The organism is Bacillus altaicus, assembly GCF_042136375.2.
Lineage (GTDB): Bacteria > Bacillota > Bacilli > Bacillales > Bacillaceae_G > Bacillus_A > Bacillus_A cereus_U.
The window spans coordinates 4,499,246-4,524,920 of record NZ_CM143394.1 but is presented as its reverse complement, the minus strand read 5'-3'; the positions used below and the strand labels follow the sequence as shown (position 1 = coordinate 4,524,920).

The following is a 25,675-nucleotide window of genomic DNA, read 5'->3' as shown; positions in this document are numbered from 1 at the left end:
GTGGAGAATATGAAAAACAAACATTGGCTTATTTTCGTTTTTGTATGTGTTTTTGTTCCTCTGGCAGGTGTCGGGATATTTAATAGCTATATAGATTCACTTTGGTTATTCCCGCATAAAAATAAGTGGAATGATGTGCAGTACGGGTTTAACGAGAGACAACAGAAAACGAATTATATAACATACCGTCCGTTTACATATGATGGAGTTATACTTGGAAGTAGTAGAACTACTTTTATTAACGAGAATGACTTCACCGGGTTAAACGCATTTAATTATGCGGTAAGCAGTACAGATCCGCGTGAATATGATGCATATATTGAATATGCAAAAGAACAAAAAGGTAGTGAACTCGAGTCTATTGTACTTGGTTTAGATTTCCTTGGAACGAACAAAAATAGGGAAATTGGTTTTGATAAACCAGAAGCGTATATTAATCAGGCGCAAAGTTTATTGTATCCGGTCAAATCGTATGTAAGTATGGACGGGATTACTTATTCAAAGAATACAATTGCAAATTCCACTCATCATAGTACAAATCTTGATCGGTACAATCGAGAGAATATAAAATCGATGCGCGATTATACGAAAGAAGAACGTGATGCGCAAATAGCGGCGCAAGTAGATAAGTTTAGTAAAGAGATTTACGGCGGGAATTATGAGTATCAAAATATGAAAGAAATATTAGGAACAGTAAAGGCTCATAATCCAAACACGAAGTTTTATATTTTTACAACGCCTGTTTCAGAGCCTCTGTTCCGTACGATGATTCAATCAGGGCGATGGGAAGATTATAAAAAATGGCTTCATGACGCTGTAGATGTATTTGGAGAAGTTCACCATTTCATGTATCTTAATTCTGTTACAGCGAATTTAGATAACTATATGGATGGGCATCATTTCAGACCGGAAATTGGAAAGTTGATTGCGCATAAAGTTGTGAATGAAGAAGATAGCAACGTCCCGAAAGATTTCGGTATTGTCATTACGAAGGATAATATTGATGAGGTGTTGGAGGAGATTCGGGCGTCTTTTCAATAGAAAGAAATAGTTTTGCTTCAAAGACCGAAACATAATGTGATTCGGTCTTTTTTTTACAGGAAACATACATATTGACGTAGAAATATTAGTTTGGGTAAGGGGAGTTTCATAATTAAGGAGGAGAAAAAATGAGTAACTTCGGGTTGTATGGAAAATTCACTGTAGAAGAAAGTAATCGAGATGTATTAGCGGATATTTTGTTAGAGGCGGCGGAATCGATGAAGTCATTGGACACGTGTGAGGTGTATATTATAAGTACTTCTGATGATGAACCGAATGCTGTATATGTTTTTGAGGTATGGGATAGCGAAGATGCGCACCAGGCATCTTTAACTTTAGGGTCTACGCAAAATTTAATTAAACGAGCAAAACCACTTATTACTGGAGCAGAAAGAATTAGTACTTTGAATACTAGAGGCGGTAAGGGAGTGTTAGGACAAAAAAACGCTTAGAGAATTATTTCTCTAAGCGTTTTTTTATTCATTTATCCCGATGGTGGTGGGTGAACAAAAGCCCCACTGAATAAGGTTTCACGTTATTCTACCTCTAAATCAACAATTAAGTAAGCGAGTATAACAACGAAGAAAATACTAACGGACGGCGCTGTTAATACGTGGCCGGACATAAAGCCGATTCCAAGCGATAGTACAATGGCGCTAGCTAATAGCATATATTTCACAGTTAATATTTTCTTAAAGTTTGTTATGATACGAATGAATAATTTAATACCGAAGTATAGAAGCGGTATTAAGTAAATAAGGAAACCGACGATTCCGAATGCAAAGAATAGATCGTGGAAGTCCATTTCGATTAATTTAATTTTAACCGTATAGTTACCAGCATAGCCCATTCCGAATAATTTTTGTGATAGTGGTGCGTCTTTATAGTATTGTTTGTATACTTTTAAAAACTTATCGCGATCACTGTAAATTAAACTTTTGACCTCAGAGTCTGTTAGCTCACCTTTTGCATGTTTTTTCTCTGCGTCTGGATCTTCTTTAATTACTTTTCCTTCTTTTCTATCCTTTTCTTCTTGTACTGATTTTTTGTATTCGTATATTTGCATATGGATGCCCATATTTTTTGCGATAGGAGTATGCGGTGTAAGTGCAAGTAAACCTCCTAGTACAATAGTGGCAACAATTGTATTTATGAGATATGTGAATCCTTTTCCTTCTTTTTTGCGATGAATCATATATTCAATGAATGAGAATAAAAGTGCCACGCCAAGCGTTAGAACAATTGCACCATATCCTACTTTCGTTCCGACCATAATACTTGCATACATCGCAAGTATTGTTGGAATCCAGTAATAGATTTTCGAGAAAGAAGTTGTTTTATGAATCGAATATAACAATACGATTGGGAACATAATTGCAAAAATAGAACTTAAATCATTTCCAGCAAAGAACCAACCTCTTGAACCGATCTTTGAGTGAGGGTAGCTTGGGAAATCTGTACCAGTTTGCATTGCAACAATCAGTGTGATGCTTAAAATTAAAGTTGTATATAAGAAATATGTAATGATTTTATGAAACGTATATTCTTTATTTTTTAATTCTTTAAAGACGATAATATATCCAAACAGTAGCACAATTGGATATATGCTCTTTAAAATAAATTTCACTTCTTCGCCAAATGAAACTGGAGATTTAATCATCATATTATTTACAAGACCAATTGCTAGTACGATCCCGAGTAGGCATAAATAGAGAATGTACTTTTTCGCCCCATGTTGTTTTCTATGAAGAAGTAGATAACCTAATGCAAGAAGCATAAAGGCGAAACGGACTACGATTCCAACTGTTGCGCTCATGTGTAATACATAGATTGAAAAAGACGTTAATAAATCTAAAATTGGTTGAAACACAATGAATAGCAATAGGAAATGCGGGAAGTAGTTATCCGTTTGTTTCAACTTATTAACCATATATTCCTCCATTTCTTCATTCCTTTAGTTCAATACCCAAGAGATGGGGATAAAAGCCTTATTTACATAATAAGGCGAATGAATTTCAATATTTATTTTTTTGCATCAAACTTAAGAATACACCATTTCATTGTAACGGTAAATAGATGAAATGCATGGATAAACCGACTTTAATTTCTATATTTTTTAACGAAATTGTATGTTTTATACGGAGATATATACAAATTATGAGGATATTAGACAGAAAATTAAGAAAAAAGAAGGATTTTTAATATGCTTTCTATAATTATATAAGTATAATCTTTATGTGGAAAAGAGGGGTATATATAATGGAAGTAACAAGTAAAACAGAATCTGTTGTTGTGAAATATGAAGGGCGCGTAGCAACGGTTATGGTCAATCGTCCAGAGGTTTTAAATGCATTAGATGAACCAACGTTAAAAGAGTTATTACAAAAGTTGAAAGAAGTAGCGGAAAGCTCTGTTCACGTTGTTGTGTTATGCGGAAGTGGCCGTGGTTTTTCTGCAGGTGGAGATATTAAATCGATGCTTTCAAGTAATGATGAAAGTAAGTTTGAAGGCATCATGAATACAATTTCTGAAATCGTTGTGACGTTATATACGATGCCAAAGCTTGTTATTAGTGCAATTCACGGGCCGACTGCTGGACTTGGATTAAGTATTGCATTAACAGCTGATTATGTCATGGCAGATATATCATCAGTTATTGCGATGAACTTTATTGGAATCGCTTTAATTCCAGATGGTGGCGGCCATTTCTTCCTTCAAAAGCGCGTCGGTGAAAATATGACGAAGAAAATCATTTGGGAAGGGAAGAAATTATCAGCGACAGAAGCGTTAGATATCGGTTTAATTGATGAAGTAATCGGTGAGGATTTTCAAACGGCTGTGAAGCAAAAAATTAATGAATGGTTACAAAAACCAATCAAGGCGATGATTCAAACGAAACAAATTTTATGTGAAGTGAATCGTTCTAATTTAGAACAAACGCTTCAGCTTGAAAAGCGTGGTCAATATGCGATGAGACAAACAGCGGATCATAAAGAAGGTATTGCTGCTTTTCTAGAAAAACGTTTACCGGCATTTAAAGGGGAATAAAGGGAAGAAAGTGCTAACACATTTTAGTATAATTGTGTTAGCACTTTTTTTAGGAGTAATAAATGAAGAAAATGATCGGTGTTATCGTTATCATTTTACTTACATATTACGCTTTGCATAGCTTGCGGTACGGACTGCATTATTCTTTGATGGACATCCAACTGTGGCTTTCTCTGGTGAAGTGAAGAAAGAACGGGATGTGAAAAAAGAGTGGTTTTTCTATAAAGTGAAACTTTAATCAGTGGGGGTTTTGTTCATCCCCCACTGATTATTAGCCTTCACCAATCGGGCGTTTATGGGCAGTTAATCTCCCACCTAACTTCTTTGCTCCATCCGAATTTTGAGGTGGGAGTTTTACTGCCCGTTAATGCGGGATAAAGCAGAGCTCGGGTGTTATTAAAAATAGGAGGGTAAGTGATGTCAACTTATAACAGGTTAGTAAGAGATCGTATCCCGGAGAAAATTTTAATGTCTGGAAAAACATATACAGCACAAAAATTAACAGGACAAGCTTACATACAAGCGTTAGCGAAAATTGGTACAGAAGAAATTCGTGAATTTGCTTCGATGAAAGATCGTGAACATGCGTTAGATTCACTTGCAGATGCACTTGAAGTTATTGTTTCATTAGCGCGCGCAGAAGGTGCAACAATTGAAGAGGTAGAGCGTATTCGTAAGAAGAAAGAAGAAGAGCGCGGCGGGTTTACAAGAGGGATTTATTTGATGGACGTTTCGGAAGAATAGTTTTATAGAAAAAGCACAGCGTTAATGGAGAAAATGCTGTGCTTTTTTGTCATTAAGGTTAGGATAAAGTGAATTTTATTATAATTTAGAAAATTAAACTATATTAGTAGAGGTTTTATAGTAAATTTTGTATACTGAATAGTAGAGAGAATGAGGAGGAACACGACAATGGCACATCATGCAAAAGAAACGATGGAATTAATTAAAGAGCTTGTCTCTATTCCAAGTCCATCTGGAAACACGGCGAAAATTATTAATTTTATTGAAAACTATGTAAGTGAGTGGAATGTAGAGACGAAGCGTAATAATAAAGGCGCTCTTATTTTAACGGTGAAAGGCAAGAATGATGAGCAGCATCGTTTATTAACTGCACACGTTGATACGTTAGGGGCGATGGTGAAAGAAATTAAGCCTGACGGTCGTCTTCGTCTATCTATGATTGGTGGATTTCGCTGGAACTCTGTAGAAGGGGAATATTGCGAAATTGAAACGTCAAGCGGTAAGAAGTATACAGGTACAATTTTAATGCATCAAACTTCTGTCCATGTGTACAAAGATGCAGGGGAAGCGAAGCGCGATGAGAAAAATATTGAAGTTCGTATTGATGAGCGTGTCTTTTCAGCAGATGCAGTACGTGAGTTAGGAATTGAAGTAGGAGACTTCGTTTCATTTGATCCACGCGTTCAAATTACAGAGAGTGGATACATAAAATCACGTCATTTAGACGATAAAGTAAGTGTAGCAATTCTATTAAAACTAATTAAAAGATTGCAAGATGAAAAGGTAACATTACCATATACAACACATTTCTTAATTTCTAATAATGAAGAAATTGGATACGGTGGAAACTCAAATATTCCAGAGGAAACGGTAGAATATTTAGCAGTTGATATGGGAGCGTTAGGTGATGGACAAGCATCTGATGAATATACAGTATCCATCTGTGCGAAAGACTCTAGTGGTCCATACCATTACGCTTTACGTAAACATTTAGTTGAACTGGCGAAAGCGAACGCTATTGAATATAAAGTGGATATTTATCCATACTACGGATCAGATGCATCAGCTGCGATTCGCGCTGGATTTGATGTGAAACATGCGTTAATTGGAGCTGGTATTGATTCTTCTCACGCATTTGAGCGTACGCATGAAAGCTCGATTTCACATACAGAAGCACTTGTTTATGCATATGTGTTATCAGAAATGATAGTAGAATAGCGAGAGAGTGGTTGATTCTATGAATCAACCACTTTTTTGTGTATAAAAAATACAAATGTATTTTATTTTAAAATATTAATAAAGTAGGTTTACTACAGAATTCTAGTATTATAAAATGATAGAGGCGCACTAATTTTTTTTGTTTGTCTGTTTCTGTAATTTATATATTAAGATTTCGCGTTTTAAACGTTGATTTTCGAGAGGAGTATTATTATTTATGAAGTATCGTGCAGTCGCGGCTGGTATTTTAGCCGCAAGTTTATTATCGTCTCCAGTTAGTAGTTTCGCAGCGGGGAAAAAGTTTTCGGATGTTCCTACATGGGCGCAAGAATCAGTTGATTATTTAGTAGGGAAAAAAGCGCTTGATGGAAAACCAGATGGTACATTCGCTCCATTTGAAGCGGTAGATAAAGGATCAGCTGCAAAGTTATTGGCGATCGTTCTTGGTTTACCAATTGATCCAAAAGCGAAACCATCTTTTAAAGATTCACAAAATCATTGGGCAGCACCATATATTGCTGCAGTAGAAAAAGCAGGTGTAGTTAGTGGAGATGGTACTGGGAAATTCAATCCATCAAGCCCAATTAACCGTGCATCTATGGCAGCTATGCTTGTACAAGCATATTCATTAGATAAGAAAATTATTGGAGAACTTCCAACACAATTTAAAGATTTGGAAAAGCATTGGGGTAAGGAAAAAGCTAATATTTTAGTAGCTTTAGAGATTTCAAAGGGTACAGGAAATGGCTGGAATCCTGACGGTACTGTAAGTCGTGCCGAAGCAGCTCAGTTTATCGCGATGGCAGATAAAAATAAAACAAATACATCGAAAAGAATGTATATGAATAGAAACTTTATTACATATCATCAAGCATCATTATCATCTGGTATTACTGACACTCAACATAAGCCACAAATGCTTGAAGTGAAAGAGCAAAGAGCGGATGGTTGGTTAAAGGTTGTAACAAGTAAAGGTGAGAAGTGGACACCATCACAAGAAAAAACAGAGTCTATTAATCAAGAATTCACTACATATCAAGAAGCTTCACATACGTCTACAGTGGCAGGCACACATAAAGCACAACAAGTAACTGTTATTGAAGAAAAAGATAGCTGGATTCGTATCCGCATGGGCGCTGGTTTCCAATGGGTTGATAAAAATCAATTAAACCCAGTGAAACAAGGTAATTTCTTAGAAGGTAAAGCGATTATTATTGATCCAGGTCATGGGGGAATTGACTCGGGGAATCCTGGTTATTATGAGAAAGAAAGTAAAACTGTATTAGATGTATCGTTACGATTACAGAAAATATTTGAGAAAAAGACACCGTTTACTGTGTTGTTAACTCGTGAGAATGATACACGTCCAGGAAACACTGCAGCTGAGTCTTTACAAAAACGTGTAGAATTTGCTCAGGCAAATAAAGGTGATATTTTTGTAAGTATTCATGGTAATGGTACGGATAGTAAACAAGGACAAGGTACAGAAACATTCTACTATGAATCAGCGACAGCAAGAGGGACAAACCCGAATGTATCAGAAAGTCGTTTATTAGCAGAGAAAATTCAAGAGCGTCTTGTAGATGCACTTGGAACAAAAGATCGCGGTGTGAAGAAAGGCGATTTATATGTAATTAGAGAAAACACAATGCCAGCTGTATTAGCAGAATTAGCATTTGTAGATAATAAAAGTGATGCAGATAAACTAGCTACACCAGCACAGAGACAAAGTGCAGCGGAAGCTATTTATCAAGGTATTCTAGATTATTACGAAGCAATGGGTAATGACGTATCTTCGTACCGTTAATAAATAGAGAGAATGATAGAAGAGATTGCTGAGATGCAGTCTCTTTTATTTATCCCGCTATTTGCTGGGCAGTAAAACTCCCACCTCAAAATTCGGCTGGAGCAAAGAAGTTAGATGGAAGCCCTGCTGCCCGTAAAAGCCTTCATTTTATTAAATGAATTATAAAGGTTTCTCTTTATTTCGGGCATATGATATCATTTAACTTTACGTGAAAAAGTATTCGAGTAATTGTGATCATAACAATTTTAAACGATAAAGGATGATAATAGATTGAGTAATCATAGTAAAACACCTGCATGTATATATACGTATGCATTTCGCGAGGAGGAGCGTGCTTTATGTTACTTGGAAATGCGCTCGTTCTTTGGAATGGAGTCTCACGTTAATATTTTGAAAAGTGATGTCAAAATTGACCCGAGTAGAAGTGCGTTTATTAAAGAGCGCGTTGAGGTTATGTATGAAGGAGACGACTTAGAAAGTATTCTAAAACAAGTGGAACAAATTGATTTGGCGGGGGCGACGTTCAAAGTCATCTTCGTTAAAATTAATGACCTTGTTGGAGAGAATAAAATTGAATATGGAGACAGACGTCTCATTGAACGAGACCTCGGCATGCATATTGAAGGAGAAGCTGATGTTCGTAATCCAGAGCGTGTATTCGGGATTGTTCCTCTTGGAGGACGTTGGTACTTCGGACACTATGTAGAAAGTGAACCAGTTTGGTATCATCACATAAAAAAACCGCATAGTTATTCGACATCTCTGAGCACACGTGTTGCGAGATCAGTTGCCAATATTGCTGTACCAAATCCAGATGGAGTACGAGCAATTGACCCGTGCTGTGGTATTGGAACAGTAGTAGTAGAAGCACTTTCTATGGGGATTAACATCGTTGGTAGAGATATCAATCCACTTGTAGTTCTTGGAACGAGAAAAAATATCGCGCATTTCGGGTTTGAAGGAACGGTAACAAATGGCCCGATTGAAGAACTTACTGAGAACTACGACGTCGCAATTATCGATATGCCGTACGACTTATTTACGCATGCAACACCAGAAGACCAGTTCTCCATTCTTTCCAGTGCACGCCGCATCGCTAAAAAGGTAGTCGTTGTCACGATGGAAACAATGGACGACATGATCCATGAAGCAGGATTTGAAATTACAGATCGCTGTATTACAAGAAAAGGATCATTTTCTAGACAAATTCTTGTTTGTGAATAGGAAAGGTCACCTGTTTATTAAATTTAGATAATAAATTACAGGATAGTTAGTCCATTATGAGGGCTGATTATCCTTTTTTATTTAACAACAAATACAAAAACTCCATTTTGAATAAAGATTGATCAAAATGGAGTTACCCTTTTTAGCTAAGTATGAGATTTTTATAAAAAAGTTTGATTATTTTACTGAGCCTTAATGAATAACATTTCAAGAATACCAATAAAAAGCATAATCAGTCATAACTGAAGAATCACCCAACTGATGTAACATAGCTGAAATATTCCCTCTATGATAGGTTCCATGATTCACAACGTGTAAGACCATTTCAGATATACTTGTTTCTCTTAATCCTGCCCATGGATTATCCAACATTATTCTCTTTTCCATATCTTCCTGTCTGTTCAAAAAGGTTTTAAACCGGGATGTTAAAGTGTGAAATTCCGTTTCTAAGTCTTCAATGGGCAGTTTCTCAATCTTTTCTTGAATTTGAAATGAAGATTGCATTGCTTCATTCATACTCTGACCCTCAAGGGTATGAAGCCATCCATATTCCACCAAATAGAGATGAGATAAAACCTTTGAAACAGAAGAAAAGACACTTTTCATTTCCTTTTGATATTTCTCAGGAGAAAGTGTCTTAAGATGATCAATAATCCGTTGATTTGCCCATACATGATAGTTATATAGATTTTCTACATGATTTGCCATACAATCGCCTCCTTATCATCACGTTTTTTAATGTTCTTTATCAGAATGAATTATTCCTTTAAATATCATTACTTATTTGATGAGATCTTCAACTAAATGGCCCAATTGTTGAACAAAGGTCAAAGCAATCTTCAACTAACCTGCCCCGTTAGTTGAAGTACATTTCTTCACAATGTTTATCGTTAGATTAACATAAATATCCAACAAGAAAACATCAAACCTCTAAGAAATCTATAGAGGTTTGATGTTTTTAATCAATCTTTTTTCATTTTGTGGTGATTCTGAATTCTTAAGTTGATGGGCATGCCTGTGTGGGTGACCTTTTTTTGGTTTGTATCAATGTGTGATTAGTTGGTAGTTTAGATGGGAGATTTGACGGGATTTGTTGAATAGACGATATATCTCGAGAGTTGTTTTGTTAGTAAATTACTCTTCCTTCGTTGTCTCTTGTTGTGCGATTAATAAATTGCGTAATACGTGTGCGCGGTAACTTTCTAGTTTTCGTCCTTCATGATAGCGAACACCTAATTTTTTAAGTTCAGCTACGTACCAGCCTTTCGTTCCGTAATACATGAGACCACTTCCTTCTTTCTTTTGAACAGTATATGTGCCTGGGCGAGAGAATTTTCTTGTTTATTCATGAAATTTGCGGAGTTTAATATTGAATATTCAGTTTATTTTCATTATGATTAACTTATTATCGGATGACAGTGATTAGCCTCGCTGTAAGCCCAGATTTATGTTTGAAAATGAAGAGAGTAAACTTCTTTCCACTTGAGCTTCTTTAGCAGAAGTACGAGCTATAAGGATAAGGGTAGTAAAATTCAATGCAAATGTGTACATTGTTTTTCTGGCTCTTAACATAGTAATGGAGGATGAAATATGCGTAAAGGGACTTTTTTTATGGCAGGACATTCGAGACTTCCGAAAGGGATGGCTGTTCGCAGTATGTACGAGACACTAACAATTACAATTGAGGCAGATCATAAATATCATGTCATTATTGAAGCGTCATGTACGCTTGCGACAGAGCATGGTAGAGACTTCGTTGCTCAAATTTTGAGAGGACATAGTTTGCAAGATGGTATTGAAGAAATCGTTCAAGATATTACGGATCATTATCAAGGAAAAGCGCAAAATGCGATCGTCAGTGCGGTAAAAGATTTACATCGCCAATATGTAAGTTATTTAAATGATGAACAGCCCAGGGGAGAGTACGAGGAAACAACACCATAAAAACTATCTAGTTTACAACCATAAACGAGAGCCAGTTGTATTTCTTTTAAAGAGATATGACTGGCTTATTTTATTGAGGAGGCAAGAACTATGAAAAAGTTAAATGAAGTGTAAGTTGTAAAACAAGAGATGAAAAAAAGAGGGTGCGTAGAAAGTAAGGGGATTTTTAAAACGTATAAAGTATGTAGAGAAAATAATAAAAAACGAATTGACAGTTAGAATATTTCGAATTATTATTTAATTAATAAGATCCATACGAGAAATTAGCCTTCTCTATATTCGATCTTGCTTTCCTGTTTTATAAATATTTTCATACAAACTGTCTATTATTATTGTACTTTAAGAGATTAAAGAACACTCGTAATTATGAGCCAGTTGTACGTTTCTACGATTTTATGTCGTGGTATGCGTATAACTGGCTTTTTCGTTGTTAGGACAGTAAGACCGAATCTCAGCATAAGAAGATAAGGATAACTGTCTGTAAAAAGCGTCAATACATTCTTCATATTTAAATTAGGGAGGAATTGAAATGTCGATTATTACAGAACAAAATGCAAAGATGAAATTTGCAAAGAAATATGAGGGGTATGAAATTGCTCCTCATCCAGAGCATAAACGTTTATATCATATTACGCTAAACCAGCAATTGCTTAAGCAGTTTTTTGAAGAGGTAAAAGAGCATTCAGAGCAGTCATTACAATACATTCCTTATTCTCGGTTTAATCTTGCGGATGGAATGAGAAAGATTTTTGGGCAATCATTTATGGATAACATTCGCGGCATTGTTCATGACCGTGAAACGGGCGGATTTACAATTGGGGTACAAGGTGAAACGTCAGATCCAGCAGACTACGTGAAATTTGCAACAGCATTAACACATTTAATCGGGGAGCCAAACTTTGATGCAATGACAGGAACGTACTATGCTAGATTTAATGTGAAAGATACGGATAGTAGTGATTCTTACCTTCGTCAAGCGTACCGATTGTTTACACTGCATACAGACGGTACATTCGTTGATGAGCCGACAGATTGGCTGCTTATGATGAAAATTGAAGAGCAAAATGCAGTAGGCGGAGAATCTCGTTTACTACATTTAGATGATTGGGAAGATCTTCAGAAATTTAGAAATCATTCGCTCGCATCTGTTAAGGTTACGTATAAAGCGCCACCAAGTAAAAATGCGCAAGAAATCGTCTATCGTGAAACGTTTTTTGATGTGAATAACGCACCATGTATTTGCTTTATTGATCAGTTCGCTTATCCAGATAATATTGAACAAGCAAACTATCTGAAAGACTTATCATATTCTGTTGAAAACTCACCAGCAACACATGCATTGAATTTACCAATTGGTGACTTAGTTCTGTTAAACAATTTATTTTGGATGCACGGAAGAGCTGCGTTTGAGAAAAATAAAGATTTATATAGAGAACTAATGCGTCAACGTGGTTGTTTTTCTAAATAATATGTACGGCGGGTCTTTTAAAGAGACCTGCCTTTTATCCCGCTATTTGAGGGCAGTAAAACTCCCACCTCAAAGTTCGGCTGGAGCAAAGAAGTTAGGTGGGAGTCGGGCTGCCCGTAAACGCCCGATTGGTGAAGGCTAATAATCAGTGGGGGATGAACACCCCCCACTGATTAAAGTTTCACTTTATACTATTAAGGGGGAAGTAGGATGTATGACTTTATAATTATTGGCGGAGGAATTGTTGGGCTTTCAACTGGAATGGCTTTAACGAAAAAATTCCCTCGTGCGAAAATCGCGATCATTGAAAAAGAAAAGGAACTTGCACATCATCAAACTGGACATAATAGCGGAGTAATTCACTCTGGAATTTACTATAAACCAGGGAGTTATAAAGCGAAGTTTGCCAAAGAAGGAAATGCAACTATGGTTCAATTTTGTAAAGAAAATGACATCGCTTATGACATGTGCGGAAAAGTAATTGTCGCTACAGAAAAGGACGAACTTCCTCTTTTACATAACTTATATGAAAGAGGCTTACAAAACGATTTACATATTGAAAAAATAGGTAAGGAAGAATTAGCTGAAATTGAACCTCATGTAAAGGGACTTGGCGCAATCCGTGTTCCTTCTTGCGGGATTGCTGACTATAGAGGAGTAAGTTATGCATTTGCCCGCTTGATTCAAGAAAGCGGCGGAGAAATACATTTAGGAACAACGGCGGAGCGTATTACTGAGAAGAAAGACGCCGTAACAATTGAGACGAATCAAGGTGTATTTAAAGCGAAATTTCTCATTAACTGCGCTGGATTACATAGCGATCGTATTGCGAAAAAGACAGGTATATTAACGGATATGAAAATTGTTCCGTTTCGTGGTGAATATTATGAACTCGTCCCAGAAAAACGCCATCTCGTAAAACATTTAATCTATCCAGTTCCAAATCCAGAATTCCCATTTCTAGGTGTTCATTTTACAAGAATGATCAACGGAGACGTACATGCAGGACCAAATGCAGTATTAAGCTTTAAGCGAGAAGGCTATACGAAAACGGACTTTGATATTAAAGACTTCATGGAAATAATGACATACACAGGCTTTTGGAAAATGGCGATGCCAAATATGAAAGAAGGCATAAAAGAAATGGTGCGCTCATTTAGTAAACAATCATTCCTAAAAAGCTTACAGCGCCTCATACCAGAACTAACAGAAAAAGATATCGTCCCAACGCATGCAGGGGTAAGAGCACAAGCCATCTTATCAAACGGAAATATGGTTGATGATTTCTGCATTATCCCTGGCATCAATTCTCTGCATATTTGCAACGCACCATCTCCAGCCGCAACGGCTAGTATAAAGATTGGTGAGGAAATTGCTAAGCAAGTGCCGGATGTGGTGGCGGTTAGGGTTTGATGGATCCCCCGGGTTTCGGGGGATTTTTTTGTTGGGGTTAGGTGTGTGGGTTTGAAATAAAGTTACGATGTTGCTAAAAAAGATGCAAAAAACAAATAGAGCTACATCACTTTGTTAAGTTAAATTAAGTAGTCGCCCTTATAATAGAGAAGTCCGCGCTATTATAAGGACGAATTAGTGCATTCTTATTTCCTTCCACTCAAAATCATTGCATTTCCTAATACTTTTTTGTTCAATAAGAGTTTTGGTAACTCCATTTCTTCAGCAAGCTTGTAGCTATTCAATTCAGATACACCATGTTTCTTTAAGACATTTAAGAGCTCTTTTTCATCTCCAAATATTTTTTCATCCATAAATAAATCTAAGAAAACAAACTCGCCACCAGGTTTTAATACTCTTAATGCCTCATTAATTACTTCAGTTTTATTTTCTCTATCTTTTACTTCATGAAATGTTAGACAGCTTACAATTATATCAAATTCATCATCAGTAAAAGGGAGTTCTGCAGCACTTGCTTTCAGAAAATCAATTCTATCAGAGACCCCTTCTATTTCAGCATTCTGTTGGCATTGGGATTTGGAATATTCCCAATTTCCGCCCCAATAATCAATTCCAGTTAGAAAGGACTTAGGAAAAGTCTTTGCCAGTTTAATAATCAGTGAACCACTACCGGTTCCTATATCTAGTATTTTTCCTTTTTCATCCCAATTCACTTTGGCAACAATTAAATCATGTATTTTTGACTGATAATTCCCCCCAACTGCTGCAAATTGGTAAACTGAATAAGAAAGTATAAATGCTATATAAATAAAAGGTAACGCAAAAATACCTGACAGGATTCGCAAATATAAATTAACAGGTAATAATGTTACTAAGAGAAGAATGAGTGAAATAACCAAAAAAATAATTAGTTTGTAAATTCGTATCCAAGTTTGATATTTCGTTTTTGCTTTCAACATATTAGCCATCCTTAAATAACCTATCTTTTGTTTGCTATAATTATATAGGAAAGCAATAATCCTGTCTTATAGTTTTAAGTACATTACTTCATAATGTTCATCTGTTTTAACATTAATATCCAATTATTTCAGAAGAGATCCTCCACAATCTGGCCCGTTTGTTGCAAAAGAAAAGGAGGTGCTACAGCACCTCCCAAGAACGAATATGTGGCTTGAATTCCACAATGAATTTTACACACTATGAATAAATGACTTTTTTATTGGCTTATGAGCACATACACTACTGATTAACGCTCTACTTCGTAAGTAATCCCATACTTCTTCAGTTTCTTATATAAATTAGCCCGGGACATACCTAATTTTTTCGCAGCGATGCTTTTGTTTCCGTACGTGTCTTCGAGGGCTTGTATAATTCTAGTTTTCTCTAAGTTCTTTTTCTCGTCAGTAAGTGAGCGCTCTGTATGATAGAAAGATTTTTGCGAAGGCAATAGTTGCAAAATATTTGCTTCTCGTATTTCTTTCCCGTCATGAAGGACAATTAATCTTTCTATTATATTGCGCAGTTCGCGAATATTACCCGGCCAAAAATATGTATGTAGCCTATTCATCGCTTCTTGATGAACGAATGGAGCGAGCTTGTTATATTTAAAAGAAAATTCCTTTAAGAAATGATGAGTTAAAAAGGAAATATCGTCCGTTCGTTCCCGTAATGGCGGGATGTGCGCCGTAAAAACATTTAATCTATAAAATAAATCAGATCGAAATGTCCCGCTGAGCACCATATCTTCTAACATACGATTCGTTGCAGCAATAATTCTTACGTTTATTTTTTTCGGCGTTTGCCCACCAATTCGGTAAATTTCTTTTTCTTGTAAAGCGCGAAGTAGTTTTACTTGCATATCAAGCGGTAGTTCTCCCACTTCGTCTAAAAATAAAGTGCCGCCATTTGCTAATTCTAACTTTCCTGCCTTTCCGCCCTTAGCGGCTCCAGTATATGCTCCGGATTCATAACCAAATAACTCACTTTCAAATAGGGCGGCAGGAATAGCGCCGCAATTAATCGGGATAAAAGATTGCTTACTTCTCAGGCTTGCTTCATGAATGGCCTGAGCAAAGAGTTCCTTCCCAACGCCGCTTTCGCCTGTAATTAAAATCGTCGCATCTGTTTTTGCTACCTTTTTCATGTTGTGGATTATGTGCTGAAGTGTTGCGTTACTTCCTTTAATCGTGCTGAAGGGGTCATCTTGTTGATGCTGAATCATTTGCTTTAATTGCTGTAATTCTTCAGAAGTAGAGGATAATTTTTCATTTAACTTAATCGTTGCAGTAATATCTCGTTCTACAGACATAGAGCCAATTAATTCATTGCTTTCGTCATAAATAGGAGTCGTACTAATTAAGACGTGCTTATCTGGCCGAGGAAGATGATAAATATCCCGGACCGGTTGCCCGCTCTCAAGAACTTTCAAATTCATAATATCTTCCTTTGAAAAAAACTCTTGCACATTTCTACCGATAATATCTTCTTTCTTAATGTCATACATTTTTTCTGCTGCCTCATTCCAGTACAACATAACGCCCTTCGTATTTACGATAGAAATCGCTTCTTCCACGTAAGAGAGGAGTGTATGCAACGTTGGAACTGCAAAGTTATCGAATTGTTTCATAGTGTATCCCCCAAAGTTTTTATAAAAAAGTAGACAGTGGTATACAGATTTGTTGCCAAAAGGATACACCTTTTTCTGAAGAATGTAAACAAATTAACGCTCTACACTTTGGCATGATACTTGCAATGGAAATGGTATAAAGATATGAAGGAGAGATAGAAATGAAGATTAGTAAAATATACACGACAATTGATGCTCACGTAGCTGGGGAACCGCTGCGAATTATTACGGGCGGAGTACCAGTGATAAAGGGAGAAACGCAACTAGAAAGACGCGCGTACTGCATGGAACATTTAGATCACCTTCGTGAGATTCTTATGTATGAACCGAGAGGACATCACGGCATGTACGGTTGTATCATTACTCCGCCTGCAAGTCCTCATGCTGATTTTGGCGTATTATTTATGCATAATGAAGGCTGGAGTACGATGTGTGGTCACGGAATTATCGCTGTTATTACAGTAGGAATTGAAACAGGTATGTTTGAAGTGACAGGTAAAAAACAAAAATTCATTATTGATAGCCCTGCTGGGGAAGTTATCGCGTACGCAAAATATAACGGGAGCGAAGTAGAGTCAGTATCATTTGAAAACGTTCCTTCGTTCGTATATAAGAAAGACGTTCCTATCAAAATAGATGACTATGAATTTCAAGTAGATATCGCGTTTGGCGGAGCATTCTATGCTGTAGTGGATAGTAAAGAATTTGGTTTGAAAGTCGATTTCAAAGACTTAGCTGCAATTCAAACGTGGGGCGGTAAAATTAAGCACTACATTGAGAGTCAAATGGAAGTAAAACATCCACTTGAAGAAGATTTAAAAGGAATATACGGCGTTATTTTCTCAGACGAACCGAAAGAGAAAGACGCTACTTTACGAAATGTAACAATCTTTGCTGACGGGCAAGTAGACCGTTCCCCTTGCGGTACAGGAACTTCTGCAAGAATCGCAACTCTTTTTGAAAAAGATGCCTTACAAAAAGGAGAGATTTTCATCCACGAATGCATTACTGACGGCCAATTTGAGGGAGAAGTATTATCCGTAACAGAGGTAGATAAATATGAAGCTGTCGTTCCGAAAGTAACAGGGAATGCATTTATTACAGGATTCCATCAGTTTGTTGTAGATCCGAGGGATGATTTGAAGCGAGGGTTTTTGTTAGGATGAAAGGAGGAGGTGAACAAAGATGCTAGTCATAAGCGCGAACGAACAAAAAAACTTAGTAAATATGAACGAAGTCATTGAATACGCGGCGCTTGCTTTAAAAGAATTTTCAGCAGACAGAACGATCACACCAATTCGCGGCTCATTACCATTTGCGAACGAGAAAAATACCGCGTTAATTATGCCTTCAGTAGCGGAAGGACTTGAAGCACTGGGATTAAAAGTAGTAACGGTAGCTCCGCACAATAAAAAGATAGGAAAGAAAACGATAAACGGGATCGTTATGCTATCAGACTTTCAAACGGGAGAACCGCTCGCACTTTTAGAAGGATCGTACTTAACGATGATCCGAACAGGCGCCTTATCAGGTGTAGCGACAAAACATTTAGCTCTTCATAATGCAAAAAACTTGTGCATCATCGGTACAGGGGAACAAGCGAAAGGAATTGCAGAAGCTGTACTCGCCGTTAGGGATATCGAAAAAATCATTCTATATAACCGAACGGAAGAAAAAGCCTATGCATTTGCACAATATATACAAGAGAAATTCAATAAACCTGCATACGTCTATTCCAATGCAAATGAAGCAATAAGCGAAGCAGACATCATCGTCACAACAACGAATGCATCCACACCAGTCTTCACAGAAACATTGCAAAAAGGCGTCCACATAAACGCCGTCGGCTCATTCAGACCGAGCATGCAAGAACTACCATCCCATGCCATCGCTAACGCAAACAAAGTAGTAGTTGAATCAAAAGAAGCAGCACTAGAAGAAACGGGTGACCTTCAAGTTCCGATAAAAGAAGGCTTATTTGAGGCAAGTGACATCCACGCCGAACTTGGTCAAATTATAACTGGGGAAAAAGCTGGTAGAGAGAACGATGAAGAGATTACTATTTTCAAATCAGTAGGTTTAGCGGTAGTAGATATTATCGTTGCGAAATACTTATATGAAAAAGCGATGGAGCGTGGAGTTGGTACTACGATTCAGTTGTGAGGCTGCCTTTGGGTGGTCTTTTTGTTTTATCATCCGCATAAAGATAGTTTATCGCAAGAATTCATTAATAGATTTCAAACTGTCTATCTTTGCGAAAAAGTTTGACAATACATACGGGTAGTGGTAATTTAAAACCTATAAGAAAACTCGGTATTAATTCCGAGTTTTCTTATAGGTGTAAATAGTCGAGAGGGGTCGAAATATGAAGAAGAAGTTGTTTGCATTACCATTTGTCCTACTATTACTTATTGCATTAGCGGCTTGCTCAGGGGAGAAAGATTCTTCGAAGCAAGCAGGAACTAGTAAATCAGGGACTCCGAAAGATGGAGGAACGTTAACGGTTGGTGTTAGTGATAATCCAGATACGATGAACCCGCTTTATGCGAATGATCGAGTGTCATTAACGATACAGCAAGCTTTATATGCACCGCTGTATCATATGGAAGACGGTAAGGGAAAATTTGTTCTTGCTGAGAGCTTTACGCCTTCAGAGGATCAATTAACATGGACTTTAAAATTAAAGGATAATTTGAAATGGCATGATGGTAAGAAAATTACATCAGATGATATTGTATTTACATTCAAATCTATTTTAGATGAGAAGCAAAATAGTTCAAGCCGTGAAAACTTTATTTTTAAAGGAAAGCCGCTTGAGGTGAAAAAAGTGGATGAGCTAACGACTCAATTTGTATTACCGCAAGTAAGTGCATCTTTCGAAGGGGTTATGAACGATTTCTTCCCAATTCCGAAACATGTATTTGAAGGTGAAGCAGATTTAGTGAAGAGTAAGAAAAACTTACAACCTGTAGGATCAGGTCCATTTAAATTAAAAGAGTTTAAATCAGATGAATATGTTGCGCTAGAGCGATTCGATGATTATTTTGCTGGTAAAGCGAAATTAGATTCTGTCGTGTACCGCGTTGTAAAAGACCGTAATACAGCAAACGTTTCACTTCAAAATGGCCAAATCAATATGAAGATGATCGAACCGCAAGACTTTAAAAAATTAGATAGCACTGGGAACTTCTCAATGGTTACATTCCCTGAAGGTAGATTATTCTACTTAGCTTATAACTTTAATACAGACCTTATGAAGAAAAAAGAAGTGCGCCAAGCAATTGCGCATGCATTAGATAAGAAAGAAATGATTAACTCAGCGTTCGTTTCTAGTCAATTTGCAGAACCGGCAAATTCAATCTTAACACCAGACGCTATGTATTATGCGAAAGATATTAAAGAGTATAAGTATAATCAAAAAGAAGCGAAAGATTTATTAGCAAAAGCTGGTGTGAAAGATAAAGAAAAAGTACGCGTTATGTATGTAACGAATAATAAAATTATGGAAAGTTTAGCACTATATACACAGCAAAAATTACAAGAAGTCGGCTTACAAGTTGAACTGAATGCATTAGATGCTAGTGCGGCAAGTGAAAAAGGCTTAGATAAAGAGAATAAAGAATATGACATTACATTCGGTGGTTACATAATGGGACCAGAGCCTGATTCATATAAGAGCTTATTCTTAAGTAATGCGGAATACAATTATGCACGTTATAAAAATGCTGACTTCGATAAGTTATGGGAAGAAGCTGCGGTTGAAACGGATAAAACGAAACGCGCAGAGCTATACCACAAAATCCAAGATACAGCGAGAGAAGACTTACCTTATCTTCCAATCGCATATCCGAAAGCAGTTATTGCAGTAGATAAAAAGTTTGATGGATTAAAAGAAGCAAAAGCAATTCCTGTCACAATGTTTGAAGATCTATCGAAAATTTATGAAGTGAAATAAGAAACTGTAAAGAAGCTGGTGGAAATCAGCTTCTTTATCCCGCTTTAATGGGCTGCCTGTAAGCGGGATAATAATCAGCAGGGGATGGACAAACCCCACACTGATTAAAGTTTCACTTTATCTTGAGGGGGGAAGTTTGTGTATAAAGTAATTGCAAAGAGGCTTTTAAATGCAATTCCGCTTTTATTTGTTATTTCTATTATTTCTTTTCTATTAATAAAACTAGCGCCGGGCGATCCCGTTCGAAACTTTGTAACGCCGAATATGAGTCCGATTGACGTTGAACGTATTCGCAAAAGTTTAGGAATAGATCAGCCGATTTACGTGCAATATTTTTTATGGTTAAAAAACATTTTAACAGGGAATTTTGGATACTCACTTCAAAACCATCGTCCTGTTTTAGAACTTATTACAGAAAGATTACCTGCAACAATTGGATTAATGGGATCATCTTTACTCGTCTCATTTGTAATCGCAATACCACTTGGACTATTTACGGGGGTGAAAAAGAACTCTATCTTTGACCGCATTGTGAACTTTATCTCCTATGTGGGAATCTCAATGCCAGTCTTTTGGTTTGCTTTACTATTAATCTACTTATTCTCTTTAAAGTTGAACTTGCTTCCGAGTATGGGTATGCGCACAGTCGGTCAAGATTCCTTCTGGGATATTGTCCAGCACGGTATTTTACCTTGCATAGTACTAGCGTTCCAAAACGTCTCTGTTTATATGAGATATATTCGCTCAAGCACAATCCAGCAATTAGAAGAAGATTACGTACAAATTCAATATGCGTACGGCGCTTCAAAGAAAACAGTTTTATTTAATCACGTACTTCGAAACGTATTAATACCGATCATTACAATTTTCGGATTATCTATTCCGAGTTTAGTAGGCGGAGCGTTCATTACGGAAACAGTATTCTCATGGCCGGGACTTGGTTCACTCGGGGTTAATGCCATTTTTAGATTTGATTATCCAATTATTATGGCAATCACATTATTATCATCGTTCATGTTAATTCTCGGTAATTTAATTGCTGATATTTTATATGGCGTAGTTGATCCGCGCATTCGAATGAGGGGGTGATTTGGAATGAATAATAGGAGATTTCAAACGATAAAAAGTAGTTTTACAAAAAAAAAGTTTGTACTAATGGGAGTTATTATACTTAGTGTTTTAACAATCGCGTCTCTTTTCGCATTCGTATCACCGTACGATCCTAGCAAAATGTCGATTCCAGATCGTTTACAAGAACCGAGTTTAAGTCATCCGTTCGGCACAGATGATTACGGAAGGGATTACTTAACGAGAGCGTTATATGGCGGACGAGTTTCCCTTGCTGTTGGTTTTCTAGCGATGGTTGTTTCCATTACAATCGGCACCGCAGTAGGAACAATAAGTGGATATTTTGGCGGAAAGTTAGACAACTTCTTAATGCGAATTGTTGAAGTTCTTATGTCGATTCCATCATTCTTTTTAATGCTACTATTAAATGCTTATTTAAAACCAGGAATTACAACGCTTGTTCTTATTATCGGATTATTAACGTGGATGGATACCGCGCGTATCGTAAGGGCAGAAACGTTATCTGTGAAAGAGCGTGAGTACGTGTTATACGCAAAAGTATCTGGACAAAAATCACTCATGATTATTGTAAGACATATTATTCCTAACATTTTATCAACCATTATAATCGCAGCGACATTAACAATTGCGACATCTATTCTAATGGAATCATCACTTAGCTTCTTAGGATTAGGTATTAGAGAACCAGACTCGTCTTGGGGCAGCATGCTAAATAATGCGCAAGGATACATAGGTGAAGCTTGGTATTTAACAATCTTCCCAGGGTTCCTTATTCTATTAACTGTACTAAGTTTCAACGTAATCGGTGAAGCGTTGAAAAAAGCTTTCGCACCAAAAGGGGCTCATCATGAGAACTAATGCTTTAAGTGAGGGGGAGTGAAAAGCGTGTCTGAAAAACTATTAGAAGTAAAAAACTTAAAGACTTCTTTTTTCATAGAAGACGGCGAAGTAGAAGCGGTTCGCGGCGTTTCATTTAGTTTGAAAAAGGGTGAAGTCGTTGGGATTGTTGGCGAATCGGGAAGCGGAAAGAGCGTTATGGCGAAATCCGTTATGGCTCTCGTTACGTCGCCAGGGAAAGTGAAAGAAGGAGAGATTCTTTTTCAAAATGAAAACGTGCTTTCTAAATCGGAGAAAGAATTACGTTCTATTAGAGGAAATCAAATTTCACTCATCTCTCAAGATCCAATGTCGGCATTAAACCCAGTTGTGAAAATTGGGAAGCAAATGACGGAAGTAATTGTGCGCCATCAAAAAGTGAAAAAGAAAGAAGCAGAGCACATCGCGGTCAATTTGCTAAAACAAGTTGGTCTGTCTTCACCGGAAGAAAGGATAAAACAATATCCGCATGAACTAAGCGGCGGAATGAAGCAGCGGGTTATGATCGCAATGGCGATGTCTTGTAACCCAGACTTACTCATTGCGGATGAACCGACGACAGCACTTGATGTAACGATACAAGCACAAATACTAGACTTAATGAAAAACTTAAAAAACGAAACGAATATGTCATTACTTCTTATCACCCATGATCTTGGAATTGTTGCGCAAAACTGTACACGCGTTATCGTTATGTACGGCGGGCTTATTATGGAAGAAGGACATGTACTTGATATTTTCCAAGCGCCGAATCACCCATATACGAAAGGGTTATTAAACTCTCTGCCAAAAATATCGAACGGAGTAAAAGAAAGATTAGCGCCAATTCAAGGTGTAACGCCAAACTTACTACATCCGCCGAAAGGGTGCCCATTCGCAGAGCGTTGCCTACATAAAATGGACATTTGTGAAAAAGAACGTCCGCCATATTTTGAAATCGGAAACGGAAGACGCTCTATGTGCTGGTTAAACGATAGGGCGGTAGGTGATTCCCATGCATGAAGAAAACTTAATTGAAGTGCGGAACTTAAAAAAGTATTTTCCTATTAAAAAAGGACTATTCGGCAGAAAAACAAAGCAATTAAAAGCAGTCGATGACCTAAGCTTCACAATTAAAAAGGGTGAAACATTTGGACTAGTAGGAGAATCGGGCTGCGGAAAATCAACGACAGGAAGAAGTATCATTCGTTTACACGACGTCACTTCCGGTAACATTTTATTTGACGGACAAGATATCGCAGATCTAAAAGAAAGTGAACTAAAAGAATATCGAAAACGAATGCAAATCATTTTCCAAGACCCATACGCATCATTAAATCCGACAATGAACGTATTCCAAATTATTAGCGAACCGATGAACATTCACGGATCTCATACAGCGGAAGAAAGAAAAGAAATCATTCTAGAACTTCTCAAAAAAGTAGGCCTAAAAGAAGAACACCTATATCGCTACCCGCACGAATTTAGCGGAGGCCAAAGACAGCGCATCAGCATCGCGCGCGCACTATCTGTAAAACCAGACTTCATCCTATGTGACGAACCAATCTCAGCACTCGATGTCTCAGTCCAAGCACAAGTTGTAAACATGCTGCAGGATATTCAAGAAGAAACAGGCGTCACATACTTATTCATCGCGCATGATCTATCGATGGTAAGACACATATCAGACCGAATCGGAGTCATGTACTTAGGAAACATAGTAGAAATTGCCGACAGCGAAGACCTATACACAAAACCGGCACATCCATACACACAAGCACTACTCTCATCCATGCCAGAACCAGATCCAACAAACACAGGCAAAGAACGGATCATCCTAGAGGGAGAAGTACCAAGTCCACTAAACTCACCATCCGGCTGCAAATTCAGAACGAGATGCAAATTCGCCACTGAAAAATGTGCGCAGGAAGTACCGAAGATGGTGGAGATTGCGAAAGGGCATGAGGTGGCTTGTCATTTGTTTTAGAGGGAGAGCATCGGGGGAACCTGGTGGTATTTCAGTTGGTAATATGATAGCTGGTAGGGCCTGTAGCGTTAAATAATTTATATAATAAACAATAAACATAAAAAAGAGCTAAGGTTCTCATACAGCCTTAGCTCTTTTTTATGTTTGTTAAACAATATCCTTTCAAAAAAATATTTAAGTCTATATTTATCCCGCATTAACGGGCAGTAAAACTCCCACCTCAAAATTCAGGTGGAGCAAAGAAGTTAGGTGGGAGATCGACTGCCCGTAAACGCCCGATTGGTTCAACTAATAATCAGTGGGGAATGAACAAACCCCCCACTGATTAAAGTTTCACTTTATAATTTTTTCTATCTTAATGCATAAAGACAGGGAAGGATTATATTTAATTCCCTTCCATACTTCTGATGGGGTGGACATCAATGAGATGTGGTTTTTTGTTCACGGATTTTTAACATCTTTATTTACAGTGTTTTGAATGTAAACTAATAATAAAAAGTTTGCTTTCAAATTAGAAAAGGTTAGTCCCTCACTCCACTCCAGCTAAAAACCTCACACCTAAAAACAAAGGGGAACTCAATTGTTCAAACTCATATAAAGTTTCAATCTTGTCTAAGCATCCATTAGGATATACAATTGACCATCTATTTTTCTTTACATAATCTCCAGATACAGTCCATATCAACTATAGATTCTTGTCTTATGCTAAATGTAATCAAAAAGCAAGTAGATAAAGATAATGACTAAAACATTAACTCTAGATACTTTTTTGATGAATATTATAAATAAACAGGAGGTAATGAAAAATGATTAAAACATTATTAGCAGGAGCACTTTTAAGTACAGGATTGGTAGCGGGAGGTGCAGTAGGTGCAGATGATGCGAAAATGGACAATTTAAAGTCAAATGAAAATAGTTCAAATCAAGTAATTACACAGAGTGCAGATGGAACAACGTCTTTCTCACAAAACTTTGATGCACCTAAAGATGCAGTGCCAGCAACTCCTAAAGGAGACGCAAAAACTGTTGAAAGAACAGAAGGTACAGGTTCTCAAGAAGGAAAAATGGTACCAACAAAAGAAGGTACAGATTCTCAATCTGGATTTGAAATGGGAGCCCCTGAAAAACCAGAATATGCAAAAACTGTTGAAAGAACAGAGGGTACAGACTCTCAAGAAGGAAAAATGGTACCAACAAAAGAAGGAAATTAAATAATATATAGTTATAACGAAGAGCATCCAAAAAGTGGTGCTCTT

General features: G+C 37.1%; 23 protein-coding genes. 18 read left to right on the top strand and 5 right to left on the bottom strand.

Annotated elements, in window-relative coordinates; genetic code table 11:
* The first annotated feature begins 9 nt into the window (after positions 1-9).
* Together ACE38F_RS23445 and ACE38F_RS23440 are read left to right on the top strand one after the other, a co-directional pair.
* A complete protein-coding gene (locus ACE38F_RS23445) occupies positions 10-1,041 on the top strand; it encodes a hypothetical protein (protein ID WP_375370393.1) in 1,032 nt (343 codons plus the stop codon).
* 128 nt (positions 1,042-1,169) lie between these two features.
* On the top strand, positions 1,170-1,493 hold the full coding sequence (locus ACE38F_RS23440; RefSeq protein WP_215555386.1) for a putative quinol monooxygenase: 324 nt from the start codon (positions 1,170-1,172) through the stop codon (positions 1,491-1,493).
* Positions 1,494-1,576: 83 nt separating this feature from the next.
* On the opposite strand, the gene ACE38F_RS23435 is transcribed toward ACE38F_RS23440, so the two are convergent.
* Complete coding sequence (locus ACE38F_RS23435; protein WP_375370392.1) at positions 1,577-2,971, bottom strand: O-antigen ligase family protein; 1,395 nt, start codon at positions 2,969-2,971, stop codon at positions 1,577-1,579.
* A 329-nt stretch (positions 2,972-3,300) separates the two neighbouring features.
* On the opposite strand from ACE38F_RS23435, the gene ACE38F_RS23430 reads away from it, so the two are divergent.
* The 5 genes from ACE38F_RS23430 (at position 3,301) to ACE38F_RS23410 (ending at position 9,082) form a co-directional block, all read left to right on the top strand.
* On the top strand, positions 3,301-4,089 hold the full coding sequence (locus tag ACE38F_RS23430) for an enoyl-CoA hydratase (protein ID WP_002010905.1): 789 nt from the start codon (positions 3,301-3,303) through the stop codon (positions 4,087-4,089).
* Between the two features lie 417 nt (positions 4,090-4,506).
* Positions 4,507-4,833 carry a phosphoribosyl-ATP pyrophosphohydrolase gene (locus ACE38F_RS23425; RefSeq protein WP_375370391.1) on the top strand — a complete coding sequence of 109 codons (327 nt, stop codon included), beginning with the start codon at positions 4,507-4,509 and terminating at the stop codon, positions 4,831-4,833.
* Between the two features lie 168 nt (positions 4,834-5,001).
* Positions 5,002-6,051 (top strand): M42 family metallopeptidase, encoded by a 1,050-nt coding sequence (locus tag ACE38F_RS23420; protein ID WP_215555390.1) that lies wholly within the window; start codon positions 5,002-5,004, stop codon positions 6,049-6,051.
* 217 nt (positions 6,052-6,268) lie between these two features.
* Positions 6,269-7,858 (top strand): N-acetylmuramoyl-L-alanine amidase, encoded by a 1,590-nt coding sequence (locus tag ACE38F_RS23415; RefSeq protein ID WP_375370390.1) that lies wholly within the window; start codon positions 6,269-6,271, stop codon positions 7,856-7,858.
* A gap of 270 nt (positions 7,859-8,128) precedes the next feature.
* Positions 8,129-9,082 carry a TRM11 family SAM-dependent methyltransferase gene (locus ACE38F_RS23410; protein ID WP_215555392.1) on the top strand — a complete coding sequence of 318 codons (954 nt, stop codon included), beginning with the start codon at positions 8,129-8,131 and terminating at the stop codon, positions 9,080-9,082.
* Between the two features lie 207 nt (positions 9,083-9,289).
* On the opposite strand, the gene ACE38F_RS23405 is transcribed toward ACE38F_RS23410, so the two are convergent.
* On the bottom strand, positions 9,290-9,790 hold the full coding sequence (locus ACE38F_RS23405; protein WP_001273686.1) for a DinB family protein: 501 nt from the start codon (positions 9,788-9,790) through the stop codon (positions 9,290-9,292).
* 426 nt (positions 9,791-10,216) lie between these two features.
* Positions 10,217-10,363: a YflJ family protein gene (locus ACE38F_RS23400; RefSeq protein ID WP_002010895.1), complete on the bottom strand. Its 147-nt coding sequence runs from the start codon at positions 10,361-10,363 to the stop codon at positions 10,217-10,219.
* A 309-nt stretch (positions 10,364-10,672) separates the two neighbouring features.
* On the opposite strand from ACE38F_RS23400, the gene ACE38F_RS23395 reads away from it, so the two are divergent.
* The 3 genes from ACE38F_RS23395 to lhgO all read left to right on the top strand — a co-directional run bounded on the left by ACE38F_RS23395 (position 10,673) and on the right by lhgO (position 13,907).
* Complete coding sequence (locus ACE38F_RS23395) at positions 10,673-11,026, top strand: DUF3870 domain-containing protein (RefSeq protein WP_002010894.1); 354 nt, start codon at positions 10,673-10,675, stop codon at positions 11,024-11,026.
* Positions 11,027-11,555: 529 nt separating this feature from the next.
* On the top strand, positions 11,556-12,494 hold the full coding sequence (gene glaH / locus ACE38F_RS23390; protein WP_375370389.1) for a glutarate dioxygenase GlaH: 939 nt from the start codon (positions 11,556-11,558) through the stop codon (positions 12,492-12,494).
* Positions 12,495-12,704: 210 nt separating this feature from the next.
* A complete protein-coding gene (gene lhgO / locus ACE38F_RS23385; protein ID WP_375370388.1) occupies positions 12,705-13,907 on the top strand; it encodes an L-2-hydroxyglutarate oxidase in 1,203 nt (400 codons plus the stop codon).
* Positions 13,908-14,092: 185 nt separating this feature from the next.
* On the opposite strand, the gene ACE38F_RS23380 is transcribed toward lhgO, so the two are convergent.
* Together ACE38F_RS23380 and ACE38F_RS23375 are read right to left on the bottom strand one after the other, a co-directional pair.
* Complete coding sequence (locus ACE38F_RS23380) at positions 14,093-14,866, bottom strand: class I SAM-dependent methyltransferase (RefSeq protein WP_215569885.1); 774 nt, start codon at positions 14,864-14,866, stop codon at positions 14,093-14,095.
* Between the two features lie 287 nt (positions 14,867-15,153).
* A complete protein-coding gene (locus ACE38F_RS23375) occupies positions 15,154-16,533 on the bottom strand; it encodes a sigma-54 interaction domain-containing protein (RefSeq protein WP_375370387.1) in 1,380 nt (459 codons plus the stop codon).
* 161 nt (positions 16,534-16,694) lie between these two features.
* Between ACE38F_RS23375 and ACE38F_RS23370 the strand changes: the two genes are divergently transcribed.
* From ACE38F_RS23370 to ACE38F_RS23335, 8 genes are all read left to right on the top strand, one after another.
* Positions 16,695-17,699, top strand: coding sequence for a proline racemase family protein (locus tag ACE38F_RS23370; protein ID WP_375370386.1), 1,005 nt, complete (start codon positions 16,695-16,697; stop codon positions 17,697-17,699).
* Between the two features lie 19 nt (positions 17,700-17,718).
* Entirely contained in the window at positions 17,719-18,696 is a 978-nt protein-coding gene (locus tag ACE38F_RS23365) for an ornithine cyclodeaminase family protein (protein WP_375370385.1), read from the top strand.
* Between the two features lie 202 nt (positions 18,697-18,898).
* Entirely contained in the window at positions 18,899-20,488 is a 1,590-nt protein-coding gene (locus tag ACE38F_RS23360; protein ID WP_375370384.1) for an ABC transporter substrate-binding protein, read from the top strand.
* A 138-nt stretch (positions 20,489-20,626) separates the two neighbouring features.
* Positions 20,627-21,577 carry an ABC transporter permease gene (locus tag ACE38F_RS23355; RefSeq protein WP_375370383.1) on the top strand — a complete coding sequence of 317 codons (951 nt, stop codon included), beginning with the start codon at positions 20,627-20,629 and terminating at the stop codon, positions 21,575-21,577.
* Between the two features lie 6 nt (positions 21,578-21,583).
* On the top strand, positions 21,584-22,435 hold the full coding sequence (locus ACE38F_RS23350) for an ABC transporter permease (protein WP_375370382.1): 852 nt from the start codon (positions 21,584-21,586) through the stop codon (positions 22,433-22,435).
* 27 nt (positions 22,436-22,462) lie between these two features.
* Positions 22,463-23,455 carry an ABC transporter ATP-binding protein gene (locus tag ACE38F_RS23345; RefSeq protein WP_375370381.1) on the top strand — a complete coding sequence of 331 codons (993 nt, stop codon included), beginning with the start codon at positions 22,463-22,465 and terminating at the stop codon, positions 23,453-23,455.
* Complete coding sequence (locus ACE38F_RS23340; RefSeq protein WP_375370380.1) at positions 23,448-24,419, top strand: ABC transporter ATP-binding protein; 972 nt, start codon at positions 23,448-23,450, stop codon at positions 24,417-24,419. Before ACE38F_RS23345 ends, ACE38F_RS23340 begins: the two co-directional genes overlap by 8 nt.
* 806 nt (positions 24,420-25,225) lie before the next feature.
* Positions 25,226-25,630, top strand: a complete 405-nt coding sequence (locus ACE38F_RS23335) for an alpha-ketoglutarate permease (RefSeq protein WP_375370379.1) — start codon at positions 25,226-25,228, stop codon at positions 25,628-25,630.
* Positions 25,631-25,675: the final 45 nt, after the last annotated feature.

Coding starts and splice junctions, on each gene's coding strand:
- ACE38F_RS23415 (WP_375370390.1), top strand. CDS start 6,269: ATGAAGTATCGTGCAGTCGCGGCTGGTATTTTAGCCGCAAGTTTATTA.
- ACE38F_RS23340 (WP_375370380.1), top strand. CDS start 23,448: ATGCATGAAGAAAACTTAATTGAAGTGCGGAACTTAAAAAAGTATTTT.
- lhgO (WP_375370388.1), top strand. CDS start 12,705: ATGTATGACTTTATAATTATTGGCGGAGGAATTGTTGGGCTTTCAACT.
- ACE38F_RS23405 (WP_001273686.1), bottom strand. CDS start 9,790: ATGGCAAATCATGTAGAAAATCTATATAACTATCATGTATGGGCAAAT.
- ACE38F_RS23335 (WP_375370379.1), top strand. CDS start 25,226: ATGATTAAAACATTATTAGCAGGAGCACTTTTAAGTACAGGATTGGTA.
- ACE38F_RS23380 (WP_215569885.1), bottom strand. CDS start 14,866: ATGTTGAAAGCAAAAACGAAATATCAAACTTGGATACGAATTTACAAA.
- ACE38F_RS23370 (WP_375370386.1), top strand. CDS start 16,695: ATGAAGATTAGTAAAATATACACGACAATTGATGCTCACGTAGCTGGG.
- ACE38F_RS23440 (WP_215555386.1), top strand. CDS start 1,170: ATGAGTAACTTCGGGTTGTATGGAAAATTCACTGTAGAAGAAAGTAAT.
- ACE38F_RS23430 (WP_002010905.1), top strand. CDS start 3,301: ATGGAAGTAACAAGTAAAACAGAATCTGTTGTTGTGAAATATGAAGGG.
- ACE38F_RS23420 (WP_215555390.1), top strand. CDS start 5,002: ATGGCACATCATGCAAAAGAAACGATGGAATTAATTAAAGAGCTTGTC.
- ACE38F_RS23395 (WP_002010894.1), top strand. CDS start 10,673: ATGCGTAAAGGGACTTTTTTTATGGCAGGACATTCGAGACTTCCGAAA.
- glaH (WP_375370389.1), top strand. CDS start 11,556: ATGTCGATTATTACAGAACAAAATGCAAAGATGAAATTTGCAAAGAAA.
- ACE38F_RS23375 (WP_375370387.1), bottom strand. CDS start 16,533: ATGAAACAATTCGATAACTTTGCAGTTCCAACGTTGCATACACTCCTC.
- ACE38F_RS23435 (WP_375370392.1), bottom strand. CDS start 2,971: ATGGTTAATAAGTTGAAACAAACGGATAACTACTTCCCGCATTTCCTA.
- ACE38F_RS23350 (WP_375370382.1), top strand. CDS start 21,584: ATGAATAATAGGAGATTTCAAACGATAAAAAGTAGTTTTACAAAAAAA.
- ACE38F_RS23365 (WP_375370385.1), top strand. CDS start 17,719: ATGCTAGTCATAAGCGCGAACGAACAAAAAAACTTAGTAAATATGAAC.
- ACE38F_RS23425 (WP_375370391.1), top strand. CDS start 4,507: ATGTCAACTTATAACAGGTTAGTAAGAGATCGTATCCCGGAGAAAATT.
- ACE38F_RS23400 (WP_002010895.1), bottom strand. CDS start 10,363: ATGTATTACGGAACGAAAGGCTGGTACGTAGCTGAACTTAAAAAATTA.
- ACE38F_RS23360 (WP_375370384.1), top strand. CDS start 18,899: ATGAAGAAGAAGTTGTTTGCATTACCATTTGTCCTACTATTACTTATT.
- ACE38F_RS23445 (WP_375370393.1), top strand. CDS start 10: ATGAAAAACAAACATTGGCTTATTTTCGTTTTTGTATGTGTTTTTGTT.